Annotated in this window: 15 protein-coding genes; 2 read left to right on the forward strand and 13 right to left on the reverse strand. The window is 50.9% G+C overall.

Annotated features, from left to right (window positions below):
* Positions 1–114: 114 nt before the first annotated feature.
* The 8 genes from AC4IE8_RS18470 to AC4IE8_RS18505 form a co-directional block, all read right to left on the reverse strand.
* Positions 115–1,419: a DUF58 domain-containing protein gene (locus AC4IE8_RS18470; RefSeq protein ID WP_068987969.1), complete on the reverse strand. Its 1,305-nt coding sequence runs from the start codon at positions 1,417–1,419 to the stop codon at positions 115–117.
* Entirely contained in the window at positions 1,416–2,390 is a 975-nt protein-coding gene (locus AC4IE8_RS18475) for an AAA family ATPase (protein WP_490791675.1), read from the reverse strand. Before AC4IE8_RS18475 ends, AC4IE8_RS18470 begins: the two co-directional genes overlap by 4 nt.
* Before the next feature lie 2 nt (positions 2,391–2,392).
* On the reverse strand, positions 2,393–3,568 hold the full coding sequence (locus tag AC4IE8_RS18480) for a DUF4350 domain-containing protein (protein WP_068987967.1): 1,176 nt from the start codon (positions 3,566–3,568) through the stop codon (positions 2,393–2,395).
* Entirely contained in the window at positions 3,528–5,006 is a 1,479-nt protein-coding gene (locus tag AC4IE8_RS18485) for a DUF4129 domain-containing protein (RefSeq protein ID WP_068987966.1), read from the reverse strand. Before AC4IE8_RS18485 ends, AC4IE8_RS18480 begins: the two co-directional genes overlap by 41 nt.
* A complete protein-coding gene (locus AC4IE8_RS18490) occupies positions 4,993–5,979 on the reverse strand; it encodes a stage II sporulation protein M (RefSeq protein WP_490791676.1) in 987 nt (328 codons plus the stop codon). The genes AC4IE8_RS18485 and AC4IE8_RS18490 overlap by 14 nt, the downstream gene beginning before the upstream one ends.
* Positions 5,979–6,680, reverse strand: coding sequence for an RDD family protein (locus AC4IE8_RS18495; protein WP_490791677.1), 702 nt, complete (start codon positions 6,678–6,680; stop codon positions 5,979–5,981). Before AC4IE8_RS18495 ends, AC4IE8_RS18490 begins: the two co-directional genes overlap by 1 nt.
* A 14-nt stretch (positions 6,681–6,694) precedes the next feature.
* Positions 6,695–7,969 (reverse strand): BPSS1780 family membrane protein, encoded by a 1,275-nt coding sequence (locus tag AC4IE8_RS18500; RefSeq protein WP_490791678.1) that lies wholly within the window; start codon positions 7,967–7,969, stop codon positions 6,695–6,697.
* 241 nt (positions 7,970–8,210) lie between these two features.
* Entirely contained in the window at positions 8,211–8,675 is a 465-nt protein-coding gene (locus AC4IE8_RS18505; RefSeq protein WP_490791679.1) for a DUF302 domain-containing protein, read from the reverse strand.
* A 648-nt stretch (positions 8,676–9,323) separates the two neighbouring features.
* Between AC4IE8_RS18505 and AC4IE8_RS18510 the strand changes: the two genes are divergently transcribed.
* Complete coding sequence (locus AC4IE8_RS18510; protein ID WP_490791680.1) at positions 9,324–9,662, forward strand: hypothetical protein; 339 nt, start codon at positions 9,324–9,326, stop codon at positions 9,660–9,662.
* Between the two features lie 10 nt (positions 9,663–9,672).
* On the opposite strand, the gene AC4IE8_RS18515 is transcribed toward AC4IE8_RS18510, so the two are convergent.
* A complete protein-coding gene (locus tag AC4IE8_RS18515) occupies positions 9,673–11,358 on the reverse strand; it encodes a DUF4382 domain-containing protein (RefSeq protein ID WP_490791681.1) in 1,686 nt (561 codons plus the stop codon).
* Between the two features lie 248 nt (positions 11,359–11,606).
* Positions 11,607–12,269 carry a dienelactone hydrolase family protein gene (locus tag AC4IE8_RS18520; protein ID WP_490791682.1) on the reverse strand — a complete coding sequence of 221 codons (663 nt, stop codon included), beginning with the start codon at positions 12,267–12,269 and terminating at the stop codon, positions 11,607–11,609.
* Between the two features lie 450 nt (positions 12,270–12,719).
* On the opposite strand from AC4IE8_RS18520, the gene AC4IE8_RS18525 reads away from it, so the two are divergent.
* The gene (locus tag AC4IE8_RS18525) at positions 12,720–12,926 is read left to right on the forward strand and encodes an HD-GYP domain-containing protein (RefSeq protein WP_490791782.1); all 207 of its coding nucleotides are present in this window, start codon (positions 12,720–12,722) and stop codon (positions 12,924–12,926) included.
* A 383-nt stretch (positions 12,927–13,309) separates the two neighbouring features.
* On the opposite strand, the gene AC4IE8_RS18530 is transcribed toward AC4IE8_RS18525, so the two are convergent.
* The 3 genes from AC4IE8_RS18530 to AC4IE8_RS18540 form a co-directional block, all read right to left on the reverse strand.
* Entirely contained in the window at positions 13,310–14,002 is a 693-nt protein-coding gene (locus AC4IE8_RS18530; protein WP_490791683.1) for a hypothetical protein, read from the reverse strand.
* 256 nt (positions 14,003–14,258) lie between these two features.
* Positions 14,259–15,095 carry an HAD-IIB family hydrolase gene (locus tag AC4IE8_RS18535; protein ID WP_490791684.1) on the reverse strand — a complete coding sequence of 279 codons (837 nt, stop codon included), beginning with the start codon at positions 15,093–15,095 and terminating at the stop codon, positions 14,259–14,261.
* 13 nt (positions 15,096–15,108) lie between these two features.
* A complete protein-coding gene (locus tag AC4IE8_RS18540) occupies positions 15,109–16,917 on the reverse strand; it encodes an alpha-amylase family protein (RefSeq protein ID WP_490791685.1) in 1,809 nt (602 codons plus the stop codon).
* Positions 16,918–17,465 lie beyond the last annotated feature (548 nt).

Raw genomic sequence — 17,465 nt, forward strand, 5'->3', positions numbered from 1 at the left:
ATCAGCAGCAACCCGGACGAATCAAATAACCAATTCCAGCAAACCGGTACAGTGCCTACGGTTCTTTAAGTTGCCCAATAGGATTCCTCCCTGAAAACAGTAGCGAGCCGACAACTACAAAGCTCCTGAGGCTTTGACATCCAGATAGGCATTCACCAGATTGATCGGCAGCTGCTGAGGGCGACTGTCGATCACCAGGCCACCCCGGTACTGCAGTCGCTCATGGCTCTCTCTGCGCTCGCCAAGATAGTCGACCACCGCCTGAAAGCGTAGCGCTCCCGATCGATCCGTGACCGGTCTGTCCAGCACCTGATCCAGGCTTGCCTCATGCAGATCAGCAATCACCACCAAGTGCCGTTTCGCCAGAATCGAAACCGCCTTCTGCAATTCGCTCTGGTCTTCGGTACGACTGTTGGTGAGTATCACCAGAAGCGCCCTGCGGTTTTGCAGTGACATCAATTGGCGGGCCGCCGAGAGATAGTCGGCAGCCTCCAGGGTAGGCTCTATATCGTAACTGCGATCGAGTATCCGTCGCACCAGATCGCCACCTTTAATCGGCGGCTGCCAACGGTCGATGCCGCCGAAACTGAGGAAACCGACCCCATCACCCTGACGCTCAGCCACATAACTCAACAACAACATTGCATTCAGTACATGATCGAGGTGGGCTCCCTGTTCATCCCGGTGACGCATATGGCGTCCGCAATCGAGCAGAAACACCAGCTGTTGATCCCGTTCATCCTGATACTCTTTGGAGATCAACCGGCGATAACGGGAACTGGCTTTCCAATCGATCTGGCGTAACGCATCACCCAGCCGATACTCTCTGAGCTGATGGAAATCACTGCCCTCTCCCCGGCGCTGACGCCGTCTGACCCCCATCTGGCTGAGATGATTGTCCGTCGCCAACAGCGCAAAATGGGCAATCTCTCGAAAATTGGGATAGACCCTTACCTTGGTCTGGTGATCGATAAACCGTTTCAACCGCCACAACTTCAAACTTGAATGGATCACCAGATCAACACCGGCAAACTGTTTATCGCCGCGACTTCTTGGCAGGATCTGATAATTGATGGTCAATTGGCGTTGCGCCGGCAATTCAAGGGTGAGCGGCTGATCCCTGACATCACAATCCGCTGGGTGGTGATCATGTACGGTAACCTTCAGGTTGCGTGAGAAACGACTCTCCAGTTTCAGTTGAACCCGGGTCCAGACACCGACCGGTATCGTCGTATGCAACAGACGCTCCACCCCCGGGCGTGGAATTTGTCGCACCCACCACAGATCAATCGCAGCCAGAAACAGCAGTAAAACCGCACCTGCACCCCAGACATAAGCCCAATCGGGATACCAGACTGCCAGCAGCGCCGGCAGAACCAGCAGCCCCAAGGCAAAGATCAAACGACGTGTGGGTGTCACTTTCTCGGTGCCGGCAGGTTGTCCAGAAGATCCTTCAAGACATCTTCCGGTCGGTAGCCCTCTATTTCCAGATCGGTCGTCAGGCGAACCCGATGGCGCAATACCGGCAGCGCCGCACGCTTGATGTCGTCGGGCGTGACAAAATCCCGCTCGCCGAGAAAGGCCTCCGCCCTGGCGGCCCGCAGCAGGGAGATCGTACCCCGCGGCCCTGGCCCCGCTTCAATACCGTTCCAATCCCTCGCTGCCCTGATCAGCCTCACCGCATAGTTGATGATCTCATCATCCACTTTCAGGCTGGCCACATGGTTCTGTATCTGCGGTATCTCTTCGGCACTCATCAAAGGCCGTATCGTCGAGGTATCGAGCTGGTCTCCGACCCGACCATCGGTGATCTGTTTGACCATCTGTTGCTCATCGTCCTCTGCCGGGTAGTCGATAAACACCTTCAGCAGGAAACGATCCAACTGAGCCTGAGGCAGGGGGTAGGTCCCCTCCTGCTCAATCGGATTCTGGGTGGCCAGCACAAGAAATGGAGCGGTTAAAGGAAAGGTCCTGCCTTCGATGGTCACCTGCTGCTCCTGCATCGCTTCAAGCAGGGCTGACTGGGTTTTTGCCGGTGAGCGATTGATCTCGTCCGCCAACAGCAGGTTACAGAACACCGGCCCCTTGCGAACCCGGAAATTCTCACTCTTCATATCGAACATGATATGCCCTGAGATATCGCTGGGCATCAGATCTGGGGTAAATTGAATACGGCTGAACTCACCCTGTATTGCCGCCGAGAGGCTTCTCACCAACAGGGTCTTACCCAATCCCGGAACCCCCTCCACCAATACATGACCGGCAGCGAACAGGGCCAACACCACTTCATGGACCACCTGTTGCTGTCCAATCACCGCACGGGCTATCTCACTCTCCAGCTGCCTGGCCCGGTCAAGCCTGTCCTGAGGGGAGGAGGTTTTGTCATGCATGTCTATTTCACTTTCCTGTCTGGGTGTAACGCAGCGAGTAATCGCTGCAGATTGATACTGTTTTTGATCATTTGCACGGTGTCCGGTTTTTCAGGATAGAGGGCCTTGAAAATTACCGTTGCACTCAAACCGGTCCGTTTGGCCAGCCAATCACAACGCGCCTCCTGATCGAGCTGTAGCAGGAGTGGATGTGCGCTCAGCCAGCGCTTTTCAACCTGATGCCGGGCCCCTTCCAGCAATCCGGCCTTGAGATCGTTACGCCAGGCAAATTCAGCACTGGCCTGCAGATGTTCCAACAGATCCCGCCGGTCTGATGTTTTACTCGCCAAGATCGCTCCACTGCGCCGGCTCATCCACCACACCGAAAACAATCCCAGAAGCACCAGGGTCACCACCAGGTGAGGCGCCCAGCGCCAGACCAAACTGAGCAGTGACGGCATCTGCGCACTGTGCAGTAGCCAGACAGGATCACCAACCGGTGCCAGATGGGCCAGCAGACGGGCATGCTCAAATTTACCAATCCGGCTGTTGGTGAAGATACCGCTGTCACTGATCAGAGTGATAAACCCAGCCCCCCAGGGAAACACCAGATAACGAGGATCCTCAACCAGCGGTCTGACGGCTTCGGAGCTTTCGTCCAGTACAAACCGATCTGGCATGTCAACATCGACCAGCAGCCCTTCAACCTGGGCCGAGAGATCGAGCGCAAGCACCTCATCCCCCTCCTCTCTCTCATCCGCATCGACCAGGGAGACACCCAGTTTAGCCAGCAAGCTATGCTTGCCAGCCACCGCCAACTGGGCACTAGGTGCAGCCAGCAGATGGCCACCCTGCTCTATCCATGCGAGGAGGTCGGTCACGGCACTCTCGGTCAATGGAGGCCCCAGATCACGCACCAGCAACAATCCCCGATCTTCAGGTGGCTGGATCAGATACTCTCTTCCCGTTCTACTCTCAACCGACAGACCAAGGCGGCTCAGAAACATTTCGGCAGCCAACATGGGATTGCGCCTGGCTTCGAGGCTCATGGTACTCCTTACCACCTTTTCGCGACGCTCAAAATTTTTCTCAAACCAGAGCCAGCCGAGAGTACCGAGCATAACCAACAGTGCAAGCAGTAGCAGGGCAGTCTTCATATTATCCCGCATCGCGACCACCAAAATGTTCAATCCATGCATGGCAAAGATCAACCAATTGATTCTTCTGTGGCTGATGCTGTGCATAGGCTAGCTTCTGCCAAATAGCGGTCAACTCACTCAAATAGTCAAACAGACCGGGGATCTGCAGAGTACGACTCCTGTCGAGACACTGCCCCTCCGTATCACCCGCTTTGATCGGCAACGCATAGTAATGCACCAAACGGGAAAGGGTGGCTCTGTAGAGCAGTGCCACACCCTCTCTGCAGCGTCCCTGGTCAATCATCTCAAGTGCTTTGACTGAAGGATTGTCAGGCATGGTTTCAGGCCGCAGATCCAGACCGGCCACAATGGTCGGCGTCGCCCGTCTGTCACGCAGCTCAACAACCGAGCCGCCAAGTGTCGATCTGTTATTAAAATACCAGTGGAGCAGATAGAAGAGCAGAGCCATCACCACAATCCAGAGTAGTAACTCGCCCAAAAAGGCGATCGACTCGGCTATCGATGCCAACCAGCGAAAAAATGCGCTATCGGGCTCCTCTGACTGGCTCTCTTCCTCGCCCACGTATTCCCAATAGCTCACCGTTTTCTCTTCGCCGAAGGCATCCTCAGACAACACCTCCTGAATCAGACTCTTGGCTTCCTGATGACTCATCTCCACGGCCTGTGCCGTTTCAGGCAGAGAGACACCGATGAACATAAGTGCAATACAGGCCAGCAGTATATTGCGCATTGTTACAGGTCGAGTTTCGTGTCGCTGCGCCATCCTGCGCAATCCCAGCTCCAGATCCCAGGCCTCCAGTTGGCTGCGTCGCGTCAGGTAGAGTGCAAATCCGGCCGCCACATAGAATGGTGCGATCAGCGACATGGCCGCCAAGGCGGTGAGATGGTGCAACCACTCACTGACAGGATCGGGATCAAACAGATAGCTTTGCCAATCGGTCCACAACAGATCTTCCGGTATCAGGGCCAGGATCAATCCCAACAACCCAAACTGCAGAATCACTTCGAAATGGATCCCGACCACGGTCAGCCAGGAGGCGGCGCCACTGTTTTTGGCGAGTACGTTGATCCGCTTCTTTCGTCGTTCACCCCGCAACCCTTCCAGCACAACCACCGGCATGAAAAAGGAACGGGCCGGCGTGAATCGGCGCCAGCTGAGCATGGCAATCAACTGGGGCAGTACGATTCTTCTCCAATCACTGAACACCCCCCGCAAGCTGATCGTCTCCGAAAACACACGGCGGCTCATCCAGTAAAGCAGAGGTGGCTCATAGACCGGCTTCAGCCACCATAGAATCAAACCCGCCAGCCACAAGGGCAGCGGCAGGACAACCAGCAGCAACATCACCGGCAATGCACTGCACAGCCAGATCAGCCACAGTTTGATGAACCACTGTCTGGCCATGGTGAAACCCAGGTCGATACCTTCCCAGCTCTCCCGCGGGCGCAGCTTGATAGCGATTCTATCCAGATCCATCGTTACGCCCCATAAACACCAGATAGAGAACAACCACCGCCCAGAGTATCGCTGCGACACTGTATTTTGTCGCAACAGCCACAGAACTGGATGACCAGAAAGCCTCGATAAAGGCGGCAAAAAGCAGCATCAAAGCCGCCCCCATCACCAGTGGCAGCGCCTCCAGCGCCCGCATTTTCAGCGCCTGAAGACGTGTCTGTTGGCGCGGCGCCAACAGGGCGTGCCCCAGCATTAGCCCGGCTGCACCGCAGATCACAATCGCAGTCAACTCAAAAGAGCCGTGACCGGAAACAAAGGGCCAGAAGGTATCGTGATAGCCCAGGCGGCTTAAATGGCCAGCCACCCCACCAATGACCAGACCGTTAAACAGAAGAAAAAACAGAGAGCCGATACCGAACACAATCCCGGAAGCAAAAGTACGGAAGCCGATACCGATATTGTTCATGATATAGAAACCGAACATCATGAAATCCGTATCCGAGCTGCGCTCGGTTGACCGACCGGGTCGATCATTCGCCGGGTCATAGTTTTGCTCCATCTCTGCGACGGTGGCCTCGTTCATCACGCTATAGATCAGGTCGTCATTGAGAAAACAGGCCGTTCCCATAATCAAACCAGGCAACAGGAAGGCCAGTAGGGAGATTAGAAAATAGGTTTTCTGTCGTCTTAATTCCCGGGGGAATCCGCTCAAGATAAATTGCAGGATTCGCCACCCCCACTCCCCCTTGAAGCGGTAGAGCAGCGGATGCCCACGCAACACCAGCGTGTGCAGCTGATCCACCAGAGCCGGACTGAAACCTCGACTGCGGGTCAGTGCATAGTGGCTGCAAAGCTTGCGATAGAGGAGTGGAAACTGAAGATGCTGCTGTTTGCTCAGCTGTCGATGTTGGCGCTTGCGTTGCAGATCTTCGATCAGGGATTCGATCTCATTCCACAAGGGCTGATTTTCGAGTTCGAACTGCTGTTGCTTCATCAGCGTCCCTTGAGAATCCAGTTGGCATAACCATACAGGGCCTGCTCAGCCGCCACACCCTGCAGACCGGTCTGCGCGGTAAGCAACTCTGCCAACTCTTGCCGGCGCTCTTCAGAGAGAGTCTCTCGTCGCTCGGCAAAATTCAGTATCACAAGTTGCTCCTCCTCAGAGAGATCCATCGGCGGTTTGAGGGCTGTGTAAGTTGCCGGATCCATACGCTCAATACTCTGATCACGATAGACCACCAGCGTTCCGGCGGCCAGATCCCCCAACCGCTGGAAGCTGCGATTGCTGAGCATGGTTACCAGCCCGACGCCATAGAGAAACGGCAGAAAATCCACACTGCGCAGCAGATTGCGAATCACCGAGGCAGCCGGGGTGACTGGCGTGCCATTCTCCTGAATCACCAGAACACCCATCGTCCGTTTACCGGGGGTGGCACCGTTATGCAGCTCAAATACCACCGGGTAGAACCACTCAATCAGAAAGAAACCGATCAGCATCACCCCTAAACCCAGCCCACCCAGGTAACCCAGCAGCATCGCAAGAGAGAGGTAGATTAAGGTTCTGATGAGCGCATCGATCGCCCAAGCACAAGCGCGCACCACCGGTCCGGCAACTCGTAGATGAAGTGTTACCCCTTCAGGTATCTCATATTGCCTGAGGGTATCAAGAGGGGAATCAGGAATCCTTTCCTTCATACCTGTGCCACATTTCAGTCGTAGTAGATATCCGTGTAAGCCGAATAGATTGCGCCTATCTGTACTGGGAAAAGGATCAGCAGCCCCAACCCGAAGAGTATGCCTGCAAGCACTACTGATACTGGAGACAAGAGCATAAACAGACCGTTCAAAAGAAACAACAGTAGCGCAAGAATACTGTAGAAAGTGAGTGGTAACAGATTCTTCAGACACCCCATGAAGCTCATTTTCATGGCCTGCCAGGCACTCAGATCATCCAGCGCCACCAATGCCGGTGCAAACAGGTAGGCCATCAGCAGCAGCACGAAGGCAATCATCCCGACTGCAAAACTGGCGATCATCGGCGTCGTGACAGCCATCGCCGATGCGGCATCCATCTCACCCATCTGGGGAAACACAGTCCCCAGGGAGCCGAACACGGTAACCATCATGGTGATGACGATCGCACCGGAAATGATCATATAAAACAGTCCGACCATGATCGACTGCCCCGCATTATGGCTGAAACCGGCAAACAGATGGCTGGGCGAAAACGACTCACCCTCCTCCTGTTCTCGACATCCGATCATGAAACCGGCCACCAATGTGGGCGCCAGCAGGGTAACGGCAATGGCACCGACGAACGGCACCATGGCAACCAGCACATTGACCACACCCCACAGAACCAGCGCAATCATCCAGGCGAAGGGAGCCTCTTTGAAAAACGCCCAGCCCTCTGCCACCCAACTGAATCCACGCCTGGCGGAAACCGATCTTGGACCGACCATACCACCTTCACCGGGCTCTTCCAGATCCGCTTCCGGTGGCGTGTAGGGATCATCCTGACGAACCACCTGAGTCTCAGGTTCTGATACCTCACCTCTAGCCTGGGCAGCGAGAAACTTCGCCACCACAATGCCGCAATCCTGGCAGATCCCCAACTGCATGTTGCCTGAACCACATTTGGGACAGCGTTCCCGATGAATCTCGGATTGATCCAGAACCTCGGTAGTCTCATCATCACCACCGCTGTAGCTATCGAGGGTGAGCTCCGATGGTTCGGCAGTGAGCAGTTCCGGATCCGGATCGATGGTGATAACCATGCCCAGTTTTTCAAGTGATTCCCGGTACTTGAGTGCCTTCTCCAGATCAAGGTCCTTCTTAAGGGTAATTGGCCGGCCACTTTTGATCAGTCGCTGCGCCTTCTCCTGACCCAGTTTGAATTTTTCACTGAAGAGCATGACCAGGCGGGCCTCATCTGCACCGGGCTGTAATTTACCGCTATAGATGACTTGATAAACTTCTGACATTCCTAAGATTCTCCAATCTGCCCGGATGGGTGTCCCTAATTGTTAGTAGAACTGGTCTCAAGTGAAACCCCGTTGTCCACACCCTAAAAAACCCGACATAACTTCGGGTTATTATTCTATTACGGCAAGTAATTGATGTCCTTGAATTTATTTCAACATATGCACGATCGCACAAATTTTTAGGATTTTGTTTCCCGTCCAGGATCAGCTTTGTGCAGTCTGCTTTGTATAACTTATTGTTTTATAAGGACTCTTCCAGAATAGTCTCGAGCAACTCAACAATATCCTCAGACACCTCACCACGATCCCCCATCAGCCTGGGAGCAAGGTAAGAGGCATAGACTTTTTCAGGTTCGCTCTTTTTTACATAAACAGCGATGGTGAATGGGCAGATGGCGATATTCTCCGCAGCTGCCTGGGCCATCTTGTGTGAAATCAAAGCACTGCAAAACTCAACCGATTCGGCTTTGCTAAAAATCTCTGAATAGCCAAGATCAGCCGCCGTGCGGTTAAGCATATCACTGACATGCAGGGTTCCACTGACCAGCAAGCCCTGATCGACAATCGCCATTTTTATGTTTTCTACCAGGTCTTCGAATGACTCTTCCGAGGTAAATACACGTACCGGGTCATTTTCCGCCACTTCCGAGGCCAGGCTCAGATTAGTACTGAGCAACATCAAGCCAATCAACATTAGCAACTTCATCTCCACCTCCAACTCTAGGGTCTCACACGCTCTTAGCCTGAGCACACAACCGGAACCGGTACAAGCTCAGATGGCTGGCAACCACCTCCAATCATTATCGAACTCCCATACACAGCGGAGCGATAGACAACCCGGTCAATGAGTACAATAAGCGATTGGGAATCCAGGCAGTAAGGGACCAGAAATTACGCAACCGGCAACGCCGGCAAGCAGTATACCCAGTGAGCCTGATCTGTACACTCATGTAGTGTTTCAATACCGGCACGATAGCATATTGAATCAGGCATTGGCTTGATAGGGACTAAATCCGCTTTTTGGCAGTGGTATTGGTTTCATCCTGCCCTTGGCCTCGCAAACCCGATAGGCACCTGGCCACACGGACAACAAGGCGGTCGACACAGACTTTTATAGAGACGGTTCGGAACAGTAAATCATGTCAGTCATCAGAAATGCCTTAAAAGAATCGAAAACCTGACTCTACGGTTCCTTCTTCAATAACCGTCGTGATATCGAAATCTACCAGGCGACCATCAGCCTCGGTTTTGACGATGTTCCCAGCAGGGCCTATTGGATTCGTGTTAACAGGCCCTAGTTCTCATCCGGCTTGGAAGGAAACCGATCGAGCGCTTCTCCAACCCATGCGAACTGGTGGACTTCAAGAGCAAGAGGCGGTTATCCCAACACGACAAAACCCCTCGTAGTTCAAGACCCGGCATCAATCAAAAGGGTACCGACCTGTATCTGTTGAGAGGGACCAGCATCTATAACCACAACTTCGATTGGGCAGCAAATCATCAAGCGATCCACACAACGGTGACGTCCGGCGGGTGGCTGGTCTGCTATACCCATGGCGTGGACGACAACCCAGGAGACTATAACTGCACACCGCAACAGATGGAGTGGATGCTCGAACAGGCCGTTGCGAGCGGATCCCGCTTACTGCATGTTGCCGATGTTTATGATGTTGTCAACGGCAACAAGCAGTAATCATCACGACTTATAAATCGCGTTGATCATCAACGATCGCTACACTCTCTGCCAAATAACCATCCGTACTGCAACTGCCATCGACACCGACACTCTGCCCGGCTTGAATGGTGCCACCCTGGGTAATTTCACTGACGGTGTCGGTAATCACAACCGTGATAATTGCCACATCCTCTGCAAGGGTGACTTGCAGGTCCGTGGTCGCCACGCCACATACCGTGTCTGTCGTGGGTGCAAGCACAAAACCATCAGCACCTGCCGAGACGACAGTACCAGTGATCTGGCCACTCCGCTCAGAATCCTCATCATCGGATTCCGTATCAACGATGACCAAGGCGGCATTAAGCGTATCTTCTGTTGCGGAGGAATCCACAACACCATCGATCTGAACCTGGCGCGGTACCAGGATATCAAGCGGGGTTAGCAGATCACCCGATTTAGAGACCACCCGGGTACCGTTAATCCCGGATTGACCAATTTGATGCACAACTTCCAGCAAGGTGCCGGCGATAAATCCATCACCTGCAGAAACGGTCATGGCAAATCCTGAGGTATCGGAATCCCGGTTTACACTCCCCTCCAACTGAAAGAACTCACCCAGTTCAACAACCAGCGCATCCACTTCCATGAGCGGATGATATCGCTCGCCCACAACACCATCATGATCAACCAACACGGTATCATCTGACACATCATCTTCCAGCTCTTCACAATCACCAGGAGCTGACTGTAGACCCGGGGGCACACCCTCTTCCCACAGACGACATTCACCTGGAGGTGGCAGATGCCCCGGAGGAATATCCACAGAGGTTGAGGAAGCCACATGGTGGTCCGGCTTCCCGATGACAGTGATCTGTTGACCCACCATGGTTTCAACCAGGAGTTCCGAAAGCGGCCTGGGTGTACCGGTATAGTTCAGGTTATCGAAAAAGGCGCTGTCATCTCCCAGACGCACCTCAACACATTCCATGTTACTCGCCCCCTGTACTGGCAGAGCATCGCAGAGTAACAGAGCGTTCTCTTCCGGCATGACCTCACTGATCTCACCACTCAAGCGTACCAGTTTGCTCTCGAAACCCTCTTCAAGTACATCGACGAAGACTACCGGCCTGAAGCTATATCCCTGGTTGTTCTCCACAATATGGATTGAATTCCCGCCATCCAGGTCGACCTGCACAGTGATCACATTACCTTCATCAACCGTAAAACAACCACGCACCACCAGATCGAGTTTTCCGTTACCGGGCAGATTGGGACGGTGAGTTTCATTGTCCGTCAAATCATCCGGAGTATCGTCAACCAGCACCAGCTCAAGATCGCTGAGTATCAAACGAATCTTGCAGTATGTGCCAACAGGCACATCATCCCGAAAGGTGAAAGGAATGGATTCATTTCTCAATCTCAACAGATCAACCGTCTGTGGCGTATCGTCGTAGAGCACCACCGAGCCCTCTCCCTCAGGCCCAAGCAACTCAACCTGCTCAATAGTTGCATTCATGGATAGGAATAGATCCGGGTCTGCCGGCTTGTCTGTCAGCAGAATGCCTACTGTACCGGTGCGTTCAGATGTGGCAGAACTTGTGTCGTCAGATGTTGAGCTGCTGTCACTGCTTCCACCGCCGCCGCAGGAGATCAGTGCAAGTGTCAGTAGTATCGTTAGCACGATAGGGGATAGCAGATTGGAGATACGCTTCATTAAGCTCACCTTTTTTGGGTAATTGGGAATAATTTACCACTATCTTTAAGATTAAGCTGTGATCTTCCTGGCGCTTTTAACACTTTATTGAACAATCGGTTAATTCCTATACCGGCCTTTTTTAGGAAAAATTTTCGCATATCAATTGTTGTCCCAGGTTCCCTATACATCTCACTGGCACAGTGCAGTAGATATCTTCGATTCAACTAGGGCCTGTTAACACGAATCCAATACGCCCTAGAGAATGATTACCCAGCTATCTCCTGCTGGAGAAAATCGATCACTACCTGCCAGGCAGCTTTATCTGCGACCTCATCGTAACGGGGACTGGTTGGATTGGTGAATCCGTGAGCTGCATCATAGCTGACAGATTCGGTAAGCTTACCGGCCTCACTCATCGCCTGCTCAAAGTTATGCTGTTTTTCCGGCCAATTACGCTCCTGCTCTGCGTAGATTGCCAACACCGGCCCCTGCAACTGTGCCAGCTTCGCGGGATCTGTCTCCATTCTGCAGTAGGCCATTACCGTAGCATCCACCAGCTCCGGTTTCAGCAAACTGGCCTGCATGGCCTGTTTACCGCCAAAAGAGCAGCCGTAGACTGCAATTTTACGGCCTCTCCGGGAGAGGTATTCAATGCCTGCAATAAGCTTTCGATCTGCTGCCTGTTGATCGATCTCCCGCATCCACTGAGCGGCCTGTTCAGCATCCTCTGTCACTCGTCCATCATAGAGATCGACTACCAGCGCTTGATACCCGGCATTCGCAAACTGGTCTGCCCATTGACGATTATGGAGCTTCACTCCCCACCATTCATGCAGGATCAGGATTCCGCCTATACGCTCATCGTTGCCGGATAGATAAGCCTGGAATCGCTCACCCTGTTCAGTCATCAACTCGATCTCTTGTCCCATGGCACTTACTCTTTTTCTGGTTATCACTATTCACCATCTGATGCGACCTCCGTCAAAATAACGGGTTGGTTGATGGCAGGTCATGACAGAAGATTCTGTCGGATCCGGTGGGTGATTTTCAACGCTGAAATCGTTTCCGAATTGTCGGGTTATTTAGTCACCCACCGATTGGATGATAGCGCCTGTAAGACTATCCCAAAACTCTAATAGGGATAGCAACTCACACCAGCTGACGAGAGTAACGAAAAAATTTACATTAATCCGCGTCCTGGGTTCAAACTCTAAATATAGACATGTTGAACGACATGCTACAGGAAACAATCAATCAGCAGGATGGATTCTGTTGGCTCACATAGACCCAAGATTCAGTCCAGGAAAATTGCATACACCCATCACGAGTAGTGGGATGGAAATGATTACTCTCAGGGCCTTAAAGGCGATTAAATTCCCATTTCCGGCAGACTGATGGCAATTGCGGATGTCTATGATGCGCTGATCAGCAAACGCATCTACAAAGAGGCGTTCAGCCACCAACGTGCCGTTGAGATAGTCTCAGCCAGTGCAGGTAATCATCTTGATCCTGACATGGTGGAGGCATTTCTGCAGATAGAGGGCAGATGCTCAAGGTCGCGACCAAATATTGTGACGGGGAAATAACGTCTGCGCCGGGGAGCTACCCAGGCATACCCTTTCAACCAGCTGTGCATAGTTGGCGTATCGAATCCAATTTTATGGCGCTCACCGCTGAATACTTCCTGCATGGCTAGCCCCATAGGCTCTGCTTTTTTCTTATCAATTAAGAATATGACTGAATCAAGTTGCCGCTGTTTGCTTTAGAACCTGTGCAAATTACCAAAGATCTAATTACCATGCCCCACTGCAAAGTGAATCTTTTGACGACCAAAACTGAATTTACTGGTAGGAGTCAGATAAGACATCACTGGTCTACATCCCTTGTTTCCGATCTGAAGTATTACCCAGGTGAACTGTCATCACCACCATTGTCCTAATCAAATCGGATTATGCCAAGCCTGTAATAGTTACCTGGTTAAGCCATTCAGTTTGGAAAATCTCATTTGACGTGATTCAGATACAGCACGAAATATCTTTTCTATGTTAGGAATCCAGTAATCCCAACTATGGTCTCCTGGAGCGGGGAAGAAGCGATCCTCAGGCAGAATGGCTCCAAGTATCTCTACGTCCGGGTAGAGTCTGTCCTCATCTCCACACATGAGCCATACTCGTTGTAGCTTTGACTCATCTCCAATCCAGTCTTGCGCCATTTGCCAAATCAGACGATCGTAGTTGTCACTATGCATAACCTTATCACGTTCACCAGAATCCCATGACCTGAGGCCGCCTGCCTGTCGTATTGTATCAGTCACATCTCCACTTCCCATATAGGGTGAGATCAATACCAATCCATCCAACTCTCCGGGATGTTTCCATTCATACATCAGAGTGCCCATACCCCCCATGGAACCACCTGCGAGCCATATCTCTGAGTAACCCTGCAGGCGAGCCGGGGCCACGATCTCGTCATGCAGGTGCTTGGGAGCCAGACCTTTGCGATAGTATTTAATGGTCAGGTCAGCCATCAGTATATCGGGCTCAGGCCACCCACGATGGATCGCATCGGGTACTCCGCGTTTCCGCATGTCTTCGGCATCACTGAATATGCCAGGCAGAACAATGATCAGTATTTCACTCTTTTGCTGACTGCCTTCAATCAACTCCTGCCCCATACGGTCAGGGACTGGGCCAAAAATGCTACAGGCCGATAGTAGGATTGCAGTTAGCAGTAGTGTCAAATATCGATACATTCTGTCAGGTATCTCACGCGGAAGGGTAATGGTTGAAACACAATTATAGTAAGATTTTAAATCCTTTTCTGCCAAATCCTCAGCTCACTCTGACCAAGAGTATCGTTTCCGGGGTCTGCTGATAGGCGGGCGTGCTGATTGCATCAGCTTCAATTGTATATTCCTCTCATTTCAGTGGAAATGTGTCGATTTCCGCCGAGTCGTCCAACACGCCGTAATGATAGGCACCTTCAAGAACACCGCTCACATAGTACCCATTAAGTCCTTTAAAATTGCCCTTGGAGTGATATATCTCTATGGCGTCATTGTCCTGCTTGGCCTGAGCTACCTGCTTCACCAACTGTTCGTCCGCATTACGCACCATGACCCCTAGGAAACCAGCTGTAAGCGGAAATACATCATTACCGCTATCACCGCAAAAGACAACATCCTTACCCGCTTCGTAAACTTTGGCGACATACTCCAGAGAGGTCTGTTTTGTAGCACTTGCCGGAAGCACATCCAACAGGCCATTACCATTGTTGGAGTCGAAACTGTAGATCAGTACCTCGTCAAATCTACCGCCAATCATCTTCTCCACTTCTGTCATTATGGATTCATGATTTTGATGATCAACATAGTAACTCTGCTTGAACTCGTTCTGGTGCTCAACTTCCTGTTCGCGTAGACCGCTGACCTTTTCTAATGCGCCGCGGATTGCCGTATTGTCCCAGCGGGGACTCATGCGATGTACATGTTCGATCCAACCAAGGTCCATCGACCAGGCATTTTTTTTATAATGTCGAATAGTGGTACCTACGTCGCCACAAAGTATATCAGGGAAGCGCACGCCATATTCGCGTATGGCGTTTTCGGTCAGATCAAGGTTACGCCCGGTTACATAGACAACCAGCACACCCTGTTTTGCGGTCCATTCATTAAACAGCTCAATAGCATTTTCATCCACCGGCCAGGAACCGTTGGGTAGCAGGGTACGATCAAGGTCAGTGGCGAGTATTTTCATAGGTCATCTTGCATCAGGGTTTGGTGTAATCATAGAGCTGAGTCCCAGCCTCTTCGGAGCTGTGAGTAATGGTGAAATCATGGTTTTCAAGGTTGGCCTTTAATATCGCCGTATCACCTTCGTGTGACCAGGAGATCTGTAATTCGTCCGCTGGAGTATCGATAATTTGCATGCGACCATTAAAGGCCGCTGCTGTATTTCGAAGGCGCATCATCTCCAATTGATCCAACACCACAACACTTTGTAGTCCCGTTGTTACCATTTCGTTGGTTAATGTGGTCCGATTGATCTCTTTGTGACCAGCCGGTCCACCCCGATCAGCTGCAGCATAGTCGTTCTTACCGGCAAAAAGGTCCAGGTACCAGACTTGGGGAATGCCAGGCATGAAGAGCTGGATGGCGCGTGCCAACCTAAGTTTTTGTTCATCTTCGCCCAAAGCACTGAAGTAAGTGGCATTGACCTGGTAGTAGGCAATCTTTTTGCCGTCAGGACCAAACAGATTCTTAACCCGGCCACCACGTTCCAACACCCGTTCAATCATGGCTTCTATATCGGCTTTGTCAAGCAGCCCAACCTGATACCCTGAATCGAGTTCAAATCCATCCAGATCAAGAACAGGAATTCCGTCGTGACAGCCGAGCATATTGATAGTGTTTATACCCTGAGTTTGAATCTCACTGATCCAGCGTAGAAGATAGACGTTCCGCCCCTGATCTAGAGCATCGAGCAACAGCCCAGGAAGGAAAAAATCATAGATTGGGTAACCGGCTTCAGCAACAGCGGAGTGCAGATGCTTGCCATACTGGGCATGAATTTCAGGCAACAGAGTAAGCTGGTTCGCTTCGGCAATAGTATTGAGACGATCCAGGTATTCCCAAGTGCCTGGTACGTTAAAAAAATTGGTCAATCCCGGCTTTTTATGCAAATAAGCAAAAGCATCAAGACGTATCAACTTACCGCCATAATCCGCCAGGCGTTTTAGTGTTTCTTCATAAAATTCCCATACTACTTCCGATTCAGCATTCAGATCCATTTGACCGAGGTAGCGACGCTTTGACTCAACGATACTGACCACCTGTTCCAGGTAGTCCTGGTAGGGACCTAAATCGATATTGTGAAAATCTTTTCCGGCAGTTATTCTTGCATTGAACTTAGCAAGAATAGTTTTGATCCCTTCTGGTGGCAACATCCTAAAGTGATTGATATCATCTGCCTCCAGTGTACGGTAGTGTATCTGCTGATAGAAGGTATTCCAGTAAGGCCGCTCGGAACCATCTGGAAAACGAACCATTAAAATCGGAAGCTCAGGTTTTCTCATAAAAAGCTTATTGAGATGAGCTTCATTCGGAATGATGTAACCATCTTCACCCATCTCTCCTTCACCTTCCCAGAACCTGTTCCAGTCAATAAAAAAGTCCCGATAAGATGAGTGATAACCTTTTTCCAGTATATCCAGGAACTGAGGAGAGCGTACTGAAAGATGATTCAGCACCAGATCAAATTTGAGAACAATGTTCATCTCTTTGAGTGTCTGAAGGTCCTGTTCCGATACCAGCTCGCCATTGAGTTCATAGCGATTGATTGAAAAACCCCGATCCAGATCGCTTTGGAAAAAGGTGGGTAATATATAGAAGAGGGAAAAGGCATTCTGCAACTCGGGTTGCTTTAGCAGCTTAATAGTATCACTCAGTTTAAATCCAATACTGTCAGGGTAAGCATTGAACATGACCCCATTGGGCAAGGTTTTGTCTATCATAATAGCCCTTCTTTTTCTTATAGCTAATGTAAGATTCCAACACGATCCACCGCTATTATAATACATGACTTCAGGTAACGCTCAACGGGGTCATTCACTCAGATCTACAAGTTCTACATCTTGAATAGAGATCACTTGGTATATTAAGTCAGTGGATATCGATTTGAATTCTAATTCAGGAGTCAGGAACAATGATTCTAGCTTTGACAACCTGTAAGTGGGTCGCTCATAAAAGATCTACATACAATGACTCCCGTGCCAGCTGGTTAGACAAAATATTTAAGAGTAGTAGAAATGTTTGATGGTAAATATGTGGATCGGATTATAAATATAAAAAATGAGTGTTTGGTAGTAAATTAGTTTAACGACAGGATAAGGAACGGATCGATTTCACGACATCTCTAAGCTCCTGCGGGCCATCTTTCCAGTGTGATTGGTCGATATCGGCTCCCGATCCAGCATTAGCCCATATACCAATAAACTAATCTGCCTTCCAGATTGATTGAATTGACCTATGCTCACCCATTATCAATGTTATAAATATTGATATATACCATATTAATAATGCTCAATATTATGTGTTATTTCAGAAAGATAAAATGCCGAGATTTATT

This window comes from Candidatus Thiodiazotropha sp. AKAK2, assembly GCF_058244685.1.